Consider the following 15106-nt stretch of genomic DNA (forward strand, 5'->3'; position numbering starts at 1 on the left):
GGCCGCGAGATCCGGGTCTGGCCGGATGCGGCCGCTCCGGACGGCGTGCGCTACGCCGTGTGCTGGCACCCGCCGGCCGGCCTTCTGGCGCAGCTGCCCGATCTCGAGGTCATGTTCTCGCTCGGCGCCGGCGCCGACGCGATGCTGGCCGATCGCGACCTTCCCGACGTGCCTCTGGTGCGCATCGTCGATCCGAGCCTGACGTCGCGCATGACCGAGTGGGTCGTCCTGCAGGTGCTGATGCACCACCGCCTGCAGCGAGCCTACGACGTCCAGCAGCACGACAAGGTGTGGAAGGGCCTGGTCCAGCCGGCCGCCGATGCCGTCGGCGTCGGAATCATGGGGCTCGGGGTGCTCGGAACCGACGCGGCGGAGAAGCTGAATATCCTCGGCTTCGACGTCGCCGGCTGGAGCCGTTCGCCCAAGCAGATTCCGGGCGTCGCCTGCTTCCACGGCAATGCGGGACTGGGGCCGTTTCTTGCCCGTACCGATATCCTCGTCGTCCTGCTGCCGCTGACGCCGGATACGGCCAACATGATCGACTACGACCTGCTGGCAAACCTCAGGCGAACCAATCACATGGGCGGCGCGGCGCTGGTCAACGCGGGACGAGGCCGTCTGCAGGCCGAGGAGGACATCCTGCGGGCGCTGGCAGACGGCATCCTGGCGGGCGCCACCCTCGACGTATTCCACGAAGAGCCGCTGCCGCCGGACAGTCCGTTCTGGACGCATCCGAAGGTGACCGTCACGCCGCACGTCGCCGCCGACAGCGATCCGGACTACCTGTGCGCCTACGTCCTGCGCCAGATCGAGAATTACGAATCCGGCCGGGGCCTGGAGAACGTCGTCGACCGGGTGCTGGGATACTGATATCCGGCCGGCGTTTTTGCCGGTGGATAATTCGGTGCGGATCGCGCTGGGCCCCGGATCAGGTCCGGGGCATAGATCTGTGTATGTGGCACAGCATCGCTCCAAATCGCAGCCGACGCCCCGGGCTTGACCCGGGGTCCAGGCAGAGGTGCCACAATCCCATGGTCCGAGACGCGCCCTCCAGCCGCTCCTCATCGTGAGGATTTCCCGGGCGCGGACGGCACTGGACGCGGCCCTCATTCCGGCGAAAGGCGCGAGGCGCGCTCACACCCGTGCGGCGTAGAACAGGTTCGTCTGGCTCTTGATGTCGAGTATCTCCACCGACCCGAAGCCCGCGTCCCTGAGCAGCGCCTCGGTGCGCGCCGGTCCCATGCAGGTGCCGAGGCCCGGCCCGCCGTTTGCCAGCGACTGCGTCATGCAGTGGAAGATCGAAAAGCCGTAAAAGACGGTGCCGAGCGGCGTCATGTTGTCCTCCAGCCGGTCGGCAGCCTTCGGCTCGGCGACGAACAGCGTGCCGTCGGGCTTCAGCAGGGACCGGATCGCGGCCAGCGTGCCGTGCGGATCGGCGAGATCGTGGACGCAGTCGCAGGCGCAGATCAGGTCGAACTTTTCCTCCGGCGCAAAGGACGCGATATCCGCGGCGACAAAGGCGATGCGGTCTGCGAGGCCTGCGTCCTCGGCCATCGCGCGCGCCATCGCGACAGAGTGCGCATCGATATCGAGCCCGACCACGTCGGCCTCCGGGAAGGCCTTCGCCAGCGCGATGCAGGCGCGACCCGAGCCGCAGCCGAAGTCGAGGGCCCGGCCGCCGCTCTCCAGCCTGGCGACCACGTCCGGTAGCGTCTGCAGCCAGTAGCCGGTGAAGCGCTGCGCGTAGCTGCCGTGGTTGAGCATGTCGAGACCGTTGACGCAATCCGGGCCGAAATGCTCGAACTTTACCCCGCCGCCCGTCGCGAAGGCCTCCGCCACCTGCGGTGCGACGGCCAGCAGCGAAGTGCCCATGAAGAACAGGCCGCCCATGAAGTGGTCGGTGCCTTGGGAGGCGAGCAGGTAGGCGTGCTCGTCCGGCAGGCTCCAGGTCTCCGCATCGGCGTCGTAGTCGAGATAGCCGCCCGCGGCCATGCCGTTCAGCCACTCCTCTACGTATCGCGGCTCCAGTCCGGAGGCGGCGACGACGTCGGCGCACGTCATCGCGCCCTTGCCGGCCATCGTTCCGAACAGGCCGGTCTTGACGCCGGCATAGGCCATGCCGACGGCCATGGTCCCGGCCATATCGTCATAGACCTTGTCGGCGAATGCCTGGATGCGCTGCTTGTCCATGGAAGATGTCTCGACCGCGTGGTTGACAGGACGGCATCTAAGCACAGGTTGGCCTCGCGGTTCAGCCGCAAGGACCGGCCTCTTCCACTCATTCCAGCGAAAGCGGCGAACCCTGCTGGACAGTACAGGTTCCCTACCGCCGGATTCCCGCTTTCGGGGGGAGGTGCTGTGTAGGGAAACGCCGTTGCACACCCACGAACCTCATCCTGAGGAGCGCGTGAAGCGGGCGTCTCGACCGATGGGCGACCTGACAGGAAAGGCCGCCGCGGCCCTCACAACGCGAGCTTCATTCCCTCGTGGCTGGCGGAGAAGCCGAGCGATTCGTAGAAACGGCGGGCATCCGTCCGTGACTTGTCGGTGGTGAGCTGCACCAGACCGCAGTCGCGCCGGCGGCATTCCTCGATCGCCCAGCCGATCATCAGCCGACCGAGACCGCTGCCGCGGGCGGAAGACGAGATGCGCACGCTCTCGATCTGGCCGCGCCACATGCCCTTGCGCGACAGGCCGGGGATGAAGCTGAGCTGCAGGCAGCCGACCGTGGCTTCGCCCACTTCGGCCACCGCAAGAAGCTGGTTGGGATCGGCGTCGATCGCCTCGAATGCAGCGCGATAGCAAGCGGCGACAGGCTCCGACAGGTCCTCGCGCCGGCTGCCAAGCGGATCGTCGGCAAGCATCGCGACGATTGCGGCAACGTCGGCCGCCCGGGCGCGCCGGAAGACCGGCTGGACTTGAGCGACTTCCGTCTTGTTCCCGTTCATCGGCCCACCGGACATCTCACAGCCGCCTCACCGAGGTCACGTCGAGGCCGGCCCGTGCAATCCGCCGGTTCGCTCCGTCGATCGGTTCGATCACGGTATCCATGTGGTGGCCGTTGGCGTGCACCATGGTGGCGTCGCCGCGGGCAATCGCGACGTGGCCCTTCCAGAACAACAGGTCGCCGCGCTCAAGCGAGGCCAGGTCGTCGGCCTGGACCGGCGTGCCGAGCGCCTCCTCCTGCATGTCGGTGTCGCGCGGGCAGGGCAGGCCGGCGGCGGTCATCGCCATCTGCACCAGAGCCGAGCAGTCGAGCCCGATCGACGTTCGGCCGCCCCATAGGTAGGGCGTGCCAAGGAAGCTTTCGGCGACGCCGACCCAGTCGGTCTCGTACGCGTCGGCCGGGGCCAGATGGCGGGCATAGACGAAGCCTGAGCCGATGCGGACGAATTGCTCGTCCTGTTCGGTTGCCGCCACCCGGCAGTTGATCGACAGCATCGTGACCGGCGGCAATTTGATGCTCGGGCCGGGATAGACGAATGTCCTGAGCGTGCGGACCCGGTGGGTCGGCGGCGCGCCGACCGCGCCGAGCGCCTCGCCCGGGCACCAGCCGACATAGCCGTCGCTGTCCGACTGCACCCAGGCCCAGCCCTCGGCCGTCTCCTCGAAGACGCGAACGCTTTCGCCGTGAAGCAACTCGGTGTCGAGCGGCGCATCGGGATGCGGATCGCGGCGCAGGGGGGCACTGGCAGTCACCACCTGCCGTGGAGCACCTTCGACGAACCGCTCCGCGCTGACCCGGCCCTGCAGACGCGCGTCGGCGAGATCGGTGCGGAACGCGTTGAGACGGGGATGCAACTGGTTCATGTGCGGCTCGTCGCGGCTCGTCTTGCAGGGAGTGGTCTCATCGCACGAGCTCCTATCTCAGATCGGCGGCCTTGGAGGTGATCAGATCGCCGAGCGTCTCCAGGTAGAGCGCTCCCTTCACGGTGCGCTGGATGATCACGTTGCGCCGGTCGGTCTCGTCGCGGCGGCGGTTGACGAGGCCCTTGGCACCCATCGTGTCGAGCGCCCGCGTGATCACGGGCTTGGTGACACCAAGCCTGGCGGCAAGCCCGCGCACGGTGTGGGGCGGCGTTTCCAGGTAGATGGTCAGCAGGATCGCCATCTGCCGCGACGACAAATCGTCCTCACCTGCCTGCACCAGGGCAAGGGACACGTCGTGCCACAGTTCCAGCGACTGGGCGGGGCGCAGATGGACGGACATGGACGCTCGAATGCCGGACTTTCGTTTCGTATCCGTTATAAAGGCCGAGAGCGCACCGCGGCAAGCCGGCGCGACGGCCTTTGCGAACAGGTGCGGCGACCCAATATTGTCCCGCATGGTGCTCGCCCCGCTCGACCCGACGACAAGACGCCGCCACAAGCTGCGCAATACCGTGCAGACCTGGTTGCTGGTCGGCGGAAGCATCGGTCTGCTGGTTCTCTGCGCCTTCGTCTTCGCGGGGCTGGAGGGCATCGTGTGGGCGGCGATCTTCGGCACGTTCCTGCTCGTGGCGTCGCTGCGTGCATCGCCCTGGATGGTGCTCAGGCTCTATCGTGCCCGGCCGATGACGCAGGCGCAGTTCCCCGAGGGGGCGCGGCTGGTCGCCGAACTGTCGCGCCGCGCAGAGCTGCCCGCCATGCCGCGGCTGTTCTACGTGCCGAGCCGGATGATGAACGCCTTCGCCGTCGGCCGCCCCGAGGAGTCAGCGATCTGCGTGACCGACGGGCTGATCCGCGGCCTGACGCTGCGCCAGCTCGCCGGTGTGCTCGCCCACGAGATCTCCCATATCCGCAACGGCGATATCCGCGTCATGGCGGTCGCCGACATGGTCGCGCGCGTTACCGGCGCGATGTCGACGGCCGGCATCGTGCTGCTGTTCCTCAATCTGCCGTTCGTCATGTCGGCAGACGCGCCGATGCCGTGGCTCGGCATCGCCATACTGCTGGCCGCCCCGACGGTCGGCGCGCTCATGCAACTCGCCCTGTCGCGGGCGCGCGAATACGACGCCGATCTCGATGCGGTCGGCCTGACCGGCGACCCCGACGGCCTCGCCTCGGCATTGCAGACGCTGGAGCGACGGCAGGGACGAATGTGGGAGATGATGCTGCCCGGCCAGCGAATCCCCGATCCCTCGCTGCTCAGGACCCACCCGCGCACCCAGGACCGGGTCGCCCGGCTGATGTCTCTGCGCGGGCGCCAAGCCGCGCCGCGCCGGCCCTATGTGGCCGCTCCCGACCGGCGGCCCGCTCCGCCACTCCGCACGGTTCCGATCGTACGCGCGCCACGCTTCCGCGCGCTTGGGCTATGGTATTGAGAAATAATGTAGTTTCACGTTTCGTTAAGGATTCGGCCGCTCCGGACTCGGGGAAGGAACGGCGCTTTCGGCGAATCGGTCCGGACAGACAGGGAACGGACCGTGGCCGGAGCGGGATCATCCTGAATCGGGCAGCGTGCGGCCGGACCTGCCTGAATGCATCCGGAGCAGACGCGTCGCCCGTCGGCATTTGCGGAGTCTGTCGGTGGCCCGCTGCGGCAACCAAGATCCGAAGAGAACAGCGGGGCCACCGGCAAAGCAGCCGACGCGCGTTGTGAATCAGAGACAGGCTGTTTCTGCCGCACCGTCATCAGGGCTTCATGAATCGTTAGGAACTCGATCGGGCGCGGATGCATTCAAAATTTGCATGGCGAACGAATCGATTGGAACGTATCCAATACAATTGAGGAACATATCCGGACCCGGCCAGTACCGGGCCGCAAATAGTAAACAAAAATTGCCCGATCAAGGCGATTCTACACGACGCTAGGTAAGTTCGCAGGGGATATCTTCCACTTGCTGACGCGCCCGAATTGCGCGTCAGCCGGCCGGGATTGCCACACCCCACGCCTATCGGAGCGTACCGCCGGTTGCCTTTTCGACCGCCGCGACGATCTTCGCGGCGACCGCGTCGATCTCCTCGTCGGTCAGCGTCCGGTCGCGCGGCTGCAGGGTGACCTCGATGGCCACGGACTTGCGCCCCTCGCCGAGGCTGGCGCCGGCGAACAGGTCAAAGACCGAGACGCCTGTGATCAGCGCCTTGTCGGCGCCGCGGGCGGCTCGGACGATGTCGCCGGCCTGGACGCTGGGACCGACGACGAACGCGAAGTCACGCGTCACCGGCATCAGGTCGGAGGCGTTCAGAGCCGGACGCGCCTTGGTCGGCTTGGCGCGCGGCTGCGGCAGCGCATCGAGATAGACTTCGAAGGCGACCATCGGCCCGTCCGCATCAAGGGTCGCCAGCGTTCGAGGGTGCAGTTCGCCGAACCGCGCCAGAACCGTCTTCGGCCCGAGCGTGATCAGGCCGGAGCGGCCCGGGTGGTACCAGTCGCCGCCGCCCTGCTGCACCTGCAGATTGGCGACCGGTGCGCCCAGCGCGGCGAGGACATCGAAAGCGTCGGCCTTGGCGTCGAACACATCGACCGGCCCGGCCGTTCCTGCCCAGTGCCGGCCGCCGCCGCCGGCCTTCGCGGTGCCGCGCCTGACGCCGGCTGCCACCTCGTCCTGGTCCTCCGGACGGTCGCCGTGGTAGACGCCGCCGACTTCGAACAGCGCGAGATCGGAGAAGCCCCGGTCGGCATTGCGCTGAGCGGCGGCGATCAGACCGGGCAGCAGGCTCGGCCGCATGTCGCTCATTTCCGACGAGATCGGGTTGGACAGCACGATCGCCTCGTCGCCGCCGCCGAACGCTTCGGCGTGCTCCTTCGGAATGAACGACCACGTCACCGCCTCGACGAGGCCGCGCGCCGCAAGCGTCCGGCGCGCGAACCGGGCCCGGTTCTGGCGTAGCGTCAGCACCGGCTTCGCCACACCTGCGCTGCGCGGCAGGGGTACAGTCGGCACCCGGTCGACGCCGACGATGCGGGTGACCTCCTCGACCAGGTCGGCCATCTCGTGCACGTCCGGCCGCCAACTCGGCACCGAGACCCGCATGTCGTCACCCTGGCCTGACGTCTCGAAGCCGAGATCGCCGAGGATCCGCGTCATCTCGTCGGGCTTCAGGTCGAGGCCGGTCAGCCGCTTCACTTCCGCGGGACGGAACGCGACGGAGCGCTGCGGATCCGGGATCTCGCCGGCCAGCAGAACTTCGCTCGGCTCGCCGCCGCACAGCTCCATGACCATGGCCGTGGCCATGTCGAGGCCAGGGATTGTGAATGCCGGGTCGACGCCGCGCTCGAAGCGGTAGCGCGCATCCGACTGGACGTTCAGCATACGGCCCGTGCGGGCGGTCGCGCCGGTGTCCCAGAGCGCCGATTCGATCAGCACGTCGGTGGTGGTCTCGTCGCAGCCCGACTGTTCGCCGCCCATCACGCCGCCGATCGATTCGACGCCGTTGTCGTCGGCGATCACGACGTTCTCCGGCTCGAATACATAGGTCTTGCCGTCGAGCGCCAGCAATTCCTCGCCGCGCCGGGCGTGGCGGACGGTCAGGTCGCCCCTGACCTTTGCCGCATCGAACACGTGCAGCGGCCGGTTGCGGTCGTAGGTGATGTAGTTGGTGATGTCGACGAGCGCGTTGATCGGCCTGAGCCCGATTGCCTCCAGCCGCTGCTTCAGCCAGTCCGGCGATGGGCCGTTCCTGACGCCGCGCACCAGCCGCATCGCGAAGGCCGGGCAAAGGTGTCTGTCGCTCCCGGCGAAATCGATCCTGACCGCGACGGGGCAGGGGCCGTTGCCCTGGATCGGCTCCGGCTCCGTCGTGACGACGGTGCCGAGGCCGGCTGCGGCCAGATCGCGGGCGATGCCGGAAATGCCCAGCGCATCGGGCCGGTTCGGCGTCACCGCCACCTCGATGACCGGATCGTTCAGACCCAGCACCTCGGCGAGCGGCGTGCCGATCGGGGTGTCCTCGGGCAGATCGATGATGCCGTCGTGCTCGTCCGACAGGCCCATCTCGCGTTCGGAGACCAGCATGCCGTTCGATTCGACGCCGCGGATCCTGGTGGGCTTCAGGTCGAGCCCCGTGCCCGGGATATGAGTGCCGGACGGCGCGAACACGCCCTTCATGCCCGTCCGCGCGTTCGGTGCGCCGCAGACGACCTGCACCGTGTCGGTGCCGGTGTCGACGGTGCAGACGCGCAGCTTGTCGGCATTCGGATGCGGTTCGGCCTTGAGGACGTGCGCCACCTTGAACGCACTGAGCGCCTCGGCCGGATTGTGGACGCTCTCCACCTCGAGCCCGATCAGGCTCAGCTTGTCGACGATCTGCTCGATCGTCGCTTCGGTATCGAGATGGTCCCTGAGCCAGGACAGGGTGAATTTCATCGGCTCAGTCCTCCCGCAAGGCTGGGCATGTCGAGGGCCGAGAAGCCGTAGTGCTTGAGCCACCTCAGATCGGCGGAGAAAAAGGCGCGCAGGTCGGGCATGCCGTATTTCAGCATGGCGATGCGGTCGATCCCCATGCCCCAGGCGAAGCCCTGGTAACGCGCAGGATCCAGGTTGCAGTGTCGCAGCACGTTCGGGTGGACGACGCCGCAGCCGAGGATCTCCAGCCAGTCGTCGCCCTCGCCGATCCGCAACTCGCCGCCTTTCCTGGAGCAGTTGATGTCGACCTCCATCGATGGCTCTGTGAAGGGGAAGTGCGATGCGCGGAAGCGCATCTTCACGTCGTCGACCTCGAAGAACGCCTTGCAGAACTCCTCCAGCACCCATTTCAGGTGGCCGAGATGGGCCTCCTCGTCGATCACCAGGCCCTCGACCTGGTGGAACATCGGCGTGTGGGTCTGGTCGTAGTCGCAGCGATAGACCCGCCCCGGCGCGATGATGCGGATCGGCGGCGCCTGCTCGAGCATGGTGCGGATCTGCACGGGGCTGGTGTGGGTGCGCAGCAGCATCCGCGAGCCGTCGTCCTTGCGGGGAAAATAGAACGTGTCCATTTCCTCGCGGGCGGGATGGTCGGCGGGAATGTTTAGCGCGGTGAAGTTGTGGAAGTCGTCCTCGATGTGCGGACCTTCCGCGATCGAGAAGCCCATATCGGCGAAGATCGCCGTGAGTTCGTCCATCACCTGGGAGACGGGATGGATGCGGCCGGCCTCGAGCGCCGATTCGCGCAGCGGCAGTGTGACGTCGACTTTCTCGGTGGCGAGGCGGCGTTCGAGATCAGCCTCCTGGAGCTCGGCACGGCGCACCTGGATCGCCTCGCCGACCCTGGCCTTGAGGCCGTTTATGGCCGGCCCCATGGTCCGGCGCTCCTCGGGGTTCATCGAGCCGAGGCTCTTCAAGAGGTCGCTGATCGAGCCTTTCTTGCCCAGCGCGGCGACGCGCACGGATTCCAGCGCCGGCTCGTCGTCCGCGCCGGCGACCTGACTCAGGATGTCGGATTCGAGCCGCTCGAGGTCGGCCATGGTTTCAACTCCGCTCTTTCGTCGTGGATTGCGAGAAAGCGGGTCCGAAACGATACGTCAAGGGATGTGTCTTTGTCCGGACCCGGTGGCAGCCCGCCGCTTCGGCGCGGCGGGCGCGGGCCCCGGAAAAGCCGTTGAGGTAATTCGACGGCGATGCTCAGCCGAGCGCGGCGCGGGCCTGCTCGACGAGTGCCTTGAAGGCGACCGGCTCGTGCACGGCAATGTCGGCGAGCACCTTCCGGTCGACCTCGACCCCGGCCTTTCCGAGGCCGTCGATAAATCGACCGTAGGTCATGCCGTTCTCGCGGGCCGCGGCGTTGATGCGCTGGATCCACAGGGAGCGGAATGTGCGCTTCTTCACCTTTCGGTCGCGATAGGCGTACTGGCCGGCCTTGTCGACCGCCTGCTTCGCCGTGCGGATGGTGTTCTTGCGACGGCCGTAAAAGCCCTTCGCCTTCTTCAGAACCTTCTTGTGGCGGGCGTGCGAGGTGACGCCCCGTTTGACGCGCGACATCGATCAGCCCTCCGTCTTCTGCGACACTGCCCTCGGACGCCGCTTCTTGCGGTCGTAAGGCATGTACTTGCGGACGATGCCCGCATCCGATTCGTCCATCACCGCGGTGCCCTTGGCATTGCGGATGAACTTGGTGGTGCGCTTGATCATGCCGTGCCGCTTGCCGGCCTGCGTGAACTTGATCTTGCCGGTCGCAGTCACCTTGAATCGCTTCTTGGCGCTGCTCTTGGTCTTCATCTTGGGCATTTCGCTCTTCTCCTTGCAGTCGCTTGACGCGAAAAATTCCGGTGCGCGACCTGACGCCCGGAGTTTCCGCCGTGTCCATCTGAGCTTTCGGGATCGCCGCGGCATGCCCATTCGAGCCGGGCGATCCGGATTGCGGGAGCGTATATAACGGCGCGCGGCCGCAAACGCAATGCGATTGGGCGCGTCCGAATTCCGGCCGCGCCCGGCAAGGTCAATGCGCGGTCATTTCACTAACGATTTCCCCGGCGCTCAGCGAAGAGGGATAATAGGTCGGCCAGTTGGTCAGTTCCTCCAGCAGGGCCGCGCGATCCTCGCCCCAGTACAGGTGGTAATGATCTGCCCGGGCGGGCGCGATGCGATGGTCGCTGAACTGGATGAACTGCGGCGCGTCCGGGTCGCCATCGGTCTTCTCGAAAATGAAACGGACGCCGCGATTGCCCTTCTTGTAGGTCAGGATCTCGTAACCGTCGGAGGCGTAGCGGCCTTCGATCGGAGTTCCGTCCTCGTAGAACGTGACGCTGTCGCCACTGATGACGATCCGGTCGACGTCGGTCCGATAGCCGATCTCGTAGTAGGCGCGGTACTCCTCGGGCGTCATGTCGCCGCTTTCCGCCTTATGTTCCATTACCGGGTCCAGCGTGCCGTCCTGCAGATAGGGGTAGACGGACTGCCAGTCTCCTTCCCAGTCCGCGAGCGTGCGCGGCTTGATCTGGCTGTCTTCGAAATACCCCTTGTAGATGGCGTCGGATCCGCTCTCATGCGCATGTGCATGCGCGTGGTCGTGTGCATTGGTCTCTTCGGTTTTCTTGTCTCCTGCAGCCAATGCCTGGCTCGCAAAGACCAACATCAATCCGATCGCCGGCGCGCCGACGCGTCTGACAAGCGCTGAACTCATGTCGTAAGCCTTTCTGGTTTGCTGGGTGTCGATGCCCGGCATCTGAACATGCAGAGCATTTGACAGTTATGTTATAACATAACATTAGCGACCTACCGCACTTGCCCCGGCTTGGCAATGGAGAGATGAGCTGGGAGCGCGCCCGGCATGCGGGTGCGGCATGGCGTGCGGCCGAGCCGACGATGCTATCCCCGGCATCCGCATGCGCCCTATATGTCGGGTCCCGGCGTAAGGAACGATCTAAGGATGCGCGAAAAGCTCCGGGTGGCCGCGGGAAGTGTCCATCGACTCGCCTGGCAGGCCGCCGGGATGCTGGCGCTCGTCCTCGGCATCGTCGGCATTGCGCTGCCGCTCCTGCCGACGACGCCATTCCTGCTGCTGGCGGCGTTCTGTTTCTCCCGCGGCTCGCAGCGCCTGCACGACTGGCTGCTGGCCCATCCGCGCTTCGGCGGGCCGATCCGCGAATGGCGGGAGCACGGGGCGATATCCCGTGCCGCCAAGATCGCCGCCGGTGTCGCAATGCTGGCAGCGATCGGCGCGGCGGCCGCCTTCGGCGCCCCGAAACGGATCCTGATCGTTCAGGCGGTCGTGATGGTGTTCGTCGCGCTGTTCGTCTTTACCCGACCGGCGCCGCCGTGATCACGGCAGCACGAACAGCGTTGGCAGGACGCCGATGTCGCGCAGGTAGTCGATCCCCATGATCAGCGGAATCGCCAGGAAGAACAGCGCGCCGTCACGCACCGAGGCGAGTACGAGATTCGGGCTCGCATCGACCGTCTTGACATTCCGCCAGACCGAAAATCGTGGCCAGAAGCGCGGCACGCGGGCGCAATAGGCCTCGTAGGCGCGGCCGAACCTCGCGGACAGGAAGGCTTCCTCCTGAAGAACCACCACTGCAAAAACGGCGTAGCAGGCGACTGCCGTCAGGACGGTGATGACGATGCTGTCGGCCGCTGCCCCGACGCCTGCGGCGCCCATGATCGAAAACACGTAAAGGGGATTGCGCGAGATGGAGTAGGGGCCGTCCTGGACGAGCTCTGCCTTCTTGCGCCCGCCGATATAGAGCGTGCACCAGGCCCGGCCGAGCACGCAGAGGGCAAGCATGCTGACGCCCAGGAACTCGATGGTTTCCTGGACGAGCCCGTTGGGCTGCCACATCGAATCGGAGACGAGCACACCGATAAACGCCACGACCGACAGACCGCGCAGCACCCATTTGCGCCTGCGCTGGACGTCCTGGAGCCAGGAGTTGGAGCCGTAAGCACCCTGGCGTTCGATTTTCTGGTTTTCCATCGCCCCCGCTTTCGCTTCGCCGATATAGGGTGCGCGTTTGTGGCGACAAATGGGCGCCCGGTCTCGGACGCCGTCCACGGGGGCTCCCCGGGACGCTCGGGATGGCAACGATGTCGAGGCAGATCCGCCTGGATGCAGCGGGGTAGTGTTACGGCAGCACGAACAGGGTCGGCAGGGTGCCGATCTGGTGAAGGTACTCGATGCCTTCGATCAGGGGAATCGCGAGGAAGAACAGCGCTCCGTCGAACACCGAGGTGAGTACGAGGCGCGGGCTCGCCTCGACCGTCTCCACGTCGTGCCACGTTGAAAGGCGGGGTCCGAAGCGCGGGACGCGGGCGCAGTAGTCGCGGTAGGCCCGACCGAACTTCGCCGCCAGGAAGGTTTCCTCCTTCGACACGACCACCGCGAATACGGCATAGCAGGCAATGGCGGTCAGGAAGGTGGTGACGACGCTGCCGGCCGCCGCCCCGACGCCGGCCGCACCCAGGAAGGAGAAGACGTAGAGCGGATTGCGAGAGATCGAGTAGGGCCCGTCCTGGACGAGTTCCGCCTTCTTGCGGCCGCCGATATACAGCGTGCACCAGGCTCTACCGGCCACGCAGACGAGCAGCAGGCCGATTCCGACATACTCGATCGCTTCGTGCACCAGGCCGCCCGACGGCCACATCGAATCGGAGACGAGCACTCCGCCGACGGCGGCCGCCGCCAGGATGCGCAGCACCCACTTGCGGCGGCGCTGGATGTCCTGCAGCCAGGAGCCGGTTGCCGCCCCTGACGCCGGTTGTTGATCGAATGCCTGGTCTTTCATGCGCCCGCTTTCACAGTTGCCACAGCAATGTTTCCGTTTGTGGCCGAACAGGGGCGCGGGGGGTGCGACCGATTGGAGCCGGCTACATCGTCTGGCGCCTTCGACCGGCCTCAGGCGACGCTATCGGCGGGAGTCCGGGAGGAGTGCCGGATCCTGGTCTTGATGGATTGGCCCTCAACGCGGCGCCAGGACCATGATCATCTGGCGGCCTTCGAGCTTCGGTTCGGCCTCGACCTTGGCGATCTCGTCGAGTTCGTCGCGAACGCGAACGAGCAGATTCATCCCGAGTTCCTGGTGGGCCATTTCGCGGCCGCGGAACCTGAGCGTCACCTTCACCTTGTCGCCTTCTTCGAAGAAGCGCCGGATCGCCCGCATCTTCACGTCGTAGTCGTGCGTGTCGATGTTGGGACGCATCTTGATCTCCTTGATCTCGATGGTCTTCTGCTTCTTGCGCGCTTCCGCGGCCTTCTTCTGGGCCTGGTACTTGTATTTGCCGTAGTCGAGGATCTTTGCGACCGGCGGACTGGCGTTCGGCGAAATCTCGACGAGGTCGAGTCCGACCTGCTCGGCAAGCGTCAGCGCGTCGGCAATCGGGACGATGCCCCGGTTTTCGCCTGTATCGGTAATGAGCTGAACCTGCGCAGCTTCAATCTCCTGGTTGACGCGCGGTCCATCCTTCTGGACGGGCTGCGGCTTCATTGGACGGCGTGCGATTGTGTAGTCTCCTTTGTTGTGGACGGTGCCCGGCGCAGCTGCCTCGATCATACGCAAGAGGACAGCACAAACGCCTTCGCCGGGGCACACCCTGCGAAGATCGGCGCTTATAAGATCGTGAGAAAGGCCCGGCAAGTCAATCGTCGCGGTATTTCCCGCCTGTCAGGTTCCTCTTGCTCCCATCCGGCAACGTCGCGCCGGATGACGCCTCAGGCGACCTGCGGCCGCCAGGCGATGACACCGTCCGTCCGCGCCCGGACGTCCGGGGCCGCGAGGCAAGTTGCAACCGCTTCGAAGCCCGGTGCGCCGGGAACGGCAGCGACCAGGCTCGGCGGACTGTGGTTGGCCGGACACAGGATGATCGCTTCCTCGGCGGTGACCTCCGCCAGATCGAGCATGGCGTTGGAGCGTGTCATCGCGAATACCGGGGGCCCTTTCGCGCCACGGCGGCGCAGGTGGGCGGCGAGGGCCTGCTGGCTGGCCTGATCGAGCCCCTGCTCGATCATGTCGACGACGAGGGCGGCGGGTTCGTCGTCCTCGAGGCCGGCGAGCAGGAGGGCGAGCGCGTCGGAGGCGATGGCGCCGTCCTCGACGAGCCAGGCGAGTGTGCGGTCGACCCGCGCCTTCAGCGCTGAATCCGGTTCCAGCCGCGCGCGGATCGCCGATCCGGCATCCTCCAGACGGTCGAGGCCGAGAAACACCGCTCCGGGCAGCACCTCTGCCAGACGGCGGGCAAACCGGGTCTTGCCGCTGCCGAGCGGCCCGACGATCCACGTAAGCGGCCGCAGGTCCCGAAGTTCGAACTGCTCGCCGCCCCACGGCCAGGGAAGATCAAAGGCGATGCGGACGTCGCTATCATGCCTTGACAGGCGGGTCAGTTCATTGATGGACGGGGGCCTGCCTTGGACGATGTCGCTGCGCAGCGACCGCACCTTCTGGATCATGCCGGACAGCTGTCGGGCCCGGGCCTCCAGCGTCGACTGGTGGGACGCCAACGCAGCTTCCAGGCCCTCGGGATCGCCCGCCAGCACACGCCCGATCTGGGCGAGGCTGAAGCCCAGTGCGCGTAGCGCGGCGATCTCGCCTGCGCGGGCCATGGCATCCGGGCCGTAAGTCCGCCATCCCGATTCGGTGCGGGTCGGGCGCAAGAGCCCGCGCTGCTCGTAGAGCCGCAGCGCCTTTGCGGAAACGCCGAGCCGCCGGGCCGCCTCGGAAGCGGTCAGGTATTGATCCGCGTGCGTCATGAATCACCTCTTTCCTTCGACCGGT

16 protein-coding genes are annotated in these 15106 nt (G+C 66.5%); 3 read left to right on the forward strand and 13 right to left on the reverse strand.

Annotation, left to right across the window (positions count from 1 at the left end; genetic code table 11):
- A partial coding sequence (locus V3328_RS05260; RefSeq protein ID WP_340328565.1) for a 2-hydroxyacid dehydrogenase occupies positions 1-870 on the forward strand: 870 nt, incomplete at its 5' end.
- A gap of 264 nt (positions 871-1134) precedes the next feature.
- Here V3328_RS05260 and V3328_RS05265 read toward each other — a convergent pair.
- From V3328_RS05265 to V3328_RS05280, 4 genes are all read right to left on the reverse strand, one after another.
- The gene (locus V3328_RS05265; RefSeq protein ID WP_340328566.1) at positions 1135-2190 is read right to left on the reverse strand and encodes a class I SAM-dependent methyltransferase; all 1056 of its coding nucleotides are present in this window, start codon (positions 2188-2190) and stop codon (positions 1135-1137) included.
- 272 nt (positions 2191-2462) lie between these two features.
- On the reverse strand, positions 2463-2948 hold the full coding sequence (locus V3328_RS05270; RefSeq protein ID WP_340328567.1) for a GNAT family N-acetyltransferase: 486 nt from the start codon (positions 2946-2948) through the stop codon (positions 2463-2465).
- A gap of 16 nt (positions 2949-2964) precedes the next feature.
- Complete coding sequence (locus tag V3328_RS05275; protein ID WP_340328568.1) at positions 2965-3810, reverse strand: C40 family peptidase; 846 nt, start codon at positions 3808-3810, stop codon at positions 2965-2967.
- 52 nt (positions 3811-3862) lie between these two features.
- On the reverse strand, positions 3863-4210 hold the full coding sequence (locus V3328_RS05280; protein WP_340328569.1) for a MarR family transcriptional regulator: 348 nt from the start codon (positions 4208-4210) through the stop codon (positions 3863-3865).
- Between the two features lie 115 nt (positions 4211-4325).
- Here V3328_RS05280 and V3328_RS05285 point away from each other — a divergent pair, with 115 nt between their 5' ends.
- A complete protein-coding gene (locus V3328_RS05285) occupies positions 4326-5303 on the forward strand; it encodes a zinc metalloprotease HtpX (RefSeq protein ID WP_340328570.1) in 978 nt (325 codons plus the stop codon).
- Between the two features lie 570 nt (positions 5304-5873).
- Here the strand turns inward: V3328_RS05285 and pheT are convergent.
- The 5 genes from pheT to V3328_RS05310 form a co-directional block, all read right to left on the reverse strand.
- The gene (gene pheT / locus V3328_RS05290) at positions 5874-8288 is read right to left on the reverse strand and encodes a phenylalanine--tRNA ligase subunit beta (protein ID WP_340328571.1); all 2415 of its coding nucleotides are present in this window, start codon (positions 8286-8288) and stop codon (positions 5874-5876) included.
- Complete coding sequence (gene pheS / locus V3328_RS05295; RefSeq protein WP_340328572.1) at positions 8285-9367, reverse strand: phenylalanine--tRNA ligase subunit alpha; 1083 nt, start codon at positions 9365-9367, stop codon at positions 8285-8287. Before pheS ends, pheT begins: the two co-directional genes overlap by 4 nt.
- A 157-nt stretch (positions 9368-9524) precedes the next feature.
- Positions 9525-9881, reverse strand: coding sequence for a 50S ribosomal protein L20 (rplT, locus tag V3328_RS05300; RefSeq protein WP_340328574.1), 357 nt, complete (start codon positions 9879-9881; stop codon positions 9525-9527).
- A 3-nt stretch (positions 9882-9884) separates the two neighbouring features.
- Positions 9885-10127 (reverse strand): 50S ribosomal protein L35, encoded by a 243-nt coding sequence (gene rpmI / locus V3328_RS05305; protein ID WP_340328575.1) that lies wholly within the window; start codon positions 10125-10127, stop codon positions 9885-9887.
- Positions 10128-10338: 211 nt separating this feature from the next.
- Positions 10339-11022, reverse strand: coding sequence for a ZinT family metal-binding protein (locus tag V3328_RS05310; protein ID WP_340328883.1), 684 nt, complete (start codon positions 11020-11022; stop codon positions 10339-10341).
- Between the two features lie 309 nt (positions 11023-11331).
- Here V3328_RS05310 and V3328_RS05315 point away from each other — a divergent pair, with 309 nt between their 5' ends.
- Entirely contained in the window at positions 11332-11661 is a 330-nt protein-coding gene (locus tag V3328_RS05315) for a YbaN family protein (protein WP_378759004.1), read from the forward strand.
- On the opposite strand, the gene V3328_RS05320 is transcribed toward V3328_RS05315, so the two are convergent.
- The 4 genes from V3328_RS05320 to V3328_RS05335 form a co-directional block, all read right to left on the reverse strand.
- Positions 11662-12315 (reverse strand): methyltransferase family protein, encoded by a 654-nt coding sequence (locus V3328_RS05320; RefSeq protein ID WP_340328577.1) that lies wholly within the window; start codon positions 12313-12315, stop codon positions 11662-11664.
- A gap of 148 nt (positions 12316-12463) precedes the next feature.
- A complete protein-coding gene (locus V3328_RS05325) occupies positions 12464-13123 on the reverse strand; it encodes a methyltransferase family protein (protein WP_340328578.1) in 660 nt (219 codons plus the stop codon).
- Between the two features lie 174 nt (positions 13124-13297).
- Positions 13298-13822 carry a translation initiation factor IF-3 gene (gene infC, locus V3328_RS05330; protein WP_340328579.1) on the reverse strand — a complete coding sequence of 175 codons (525 nt, stop codon included), beginning with the start codon at positions 13820-13822 and terminating at the stop codon, positions 13298-13300.
- Between the two features lie 224 nt (positions 13823-14046).
- Complete coding sequence (locus tag V3328_RS05335; protein WP_340328580.1) at positions 14047-15081, reverse strand: MerR family transcriptional regulator; 1035 nt, start codon at positions 15079-15081, stop codon at positions 14047-14049.
- Positions 15082-15106: the final 25 nt, after the last annotated feature.

The organism is Microbaculum marinum (genome assembly GCF_037855135.1).
GTDB classification, from domain to species: Bacteria; Pseudomonadota; Alphaproteobacteria; order Rhizobiales; family Tepidamorphaceae; genus Microbaculum; species Microbaculum marinum.

Excerpts from the sequence above, each read along its gene's own strand:
- V3328_RS05265 (WP_340328566.1), bottom strand. The coding sequence starts at position 2,190 with ATGGACAAGCAGCGCATCCAGGCATTCGCCGACAAGGTCTATGACGAT.
- V3328_RS05310 (WP_340328883.1), bottom strand. The coding sequence starts at position 11,022 with ATGAGTTCAGCGCTTGTCAGACGCGTCGGCGCGCCGGCGATCGGATTG.
- V3328_RS05285 (WP_340328570.1), top strand. The coding sequence starts at position 4,326 with ATGGTGCTCGCCCCGCTCGACCCGACGACAAGACGCCGCCACAAGCTG.
- V3328_RS05325 (WP_340328578.1), bottom strand. The coding sequence starts at position 13,123 with ATGAAAGACCAGGCATTCGATCAACAACCGGCGTCAGGGGCGGCAACC.
- V3328_RS05275 (WP_340328568.1), bottom strand. The coding sequence starts at position 3,810 with ATGAACCAGTTGCATCCCCGTCTCAACGCGTTCCGCACCGATCTCGCC.
- pheS (WP_340328572.1), bottom strand. The coding sequence starts at position 9,367 with ATGGCCGACCTCGAGCGGCTCGAATCCGACATCCTGAGTCAGGTCGCC.
- V3328_RS05315 (WP_378759004.1), top strand. The coding sequence starts at position 11,332 with ATGCTGGCGCTCGTCCTCGGCATCGTCGGCATTGCGCTGCCGCTCCTG.
- rpmI (WP_340328575.1), bottom strand. The coding sequence starts at position 10,127 with ATGCCCAAGATGAAGACCAAGAGCAGCGCCAAGAAGCGATTCAAGGTG.
- V3328_RS05270 (WP_340328567.1), bottom strand. The coding sequence starts at position 2,948 with ATGAACGGGAACAAGACGGAAGTCGCTCAAGTCCAGCCGGTCTTCCGG.
- pheT (WP_340328571.1), bottom strand. The coding sequence starts at position 8,288 with ATGAAATTCACCCTGTCCTGGCTCAGGGACCATCTCGATACCGAAGCG.
- V3328_RS05280 (WP_340328569.1), bottom strand. The coding sequence starts at position 4,210 with ATGTCCGTCCATCTGCGCCCCGCCCAGTCGCTGGAACTGTGGCACGAC.
- V3328_RS05335 (WP_340328580.1), bottom strand. The coding sequence starts at position 15,081 with ATGACGCACGCGGATCAATACCTGACCGCTTCCGAGGCGGCCCGGCGG.
- infC (WP_340328579.1), bottom strand. The coding sequence starts at position 13,822 with ATGAAGCCGCAGCCCGTCCAGAAGGATGGACCGCGCGTCAACCAGGAG.
- rplT (WP_340328574.1), bottom strand. The coding sequence starts at position 9,881 with ATGTCGCGCGTCAAACGGGGCGTCACCTCGCACGCCCGCCACAAGAAG.
- V3328_RS05320 (WP_340328577.1), bottom strand. The coding sequence starts at position 12,315 with ATGGAAAACCAGAAAATCGAACGCCAGGGTGCTTACGGCTCCAACTCC.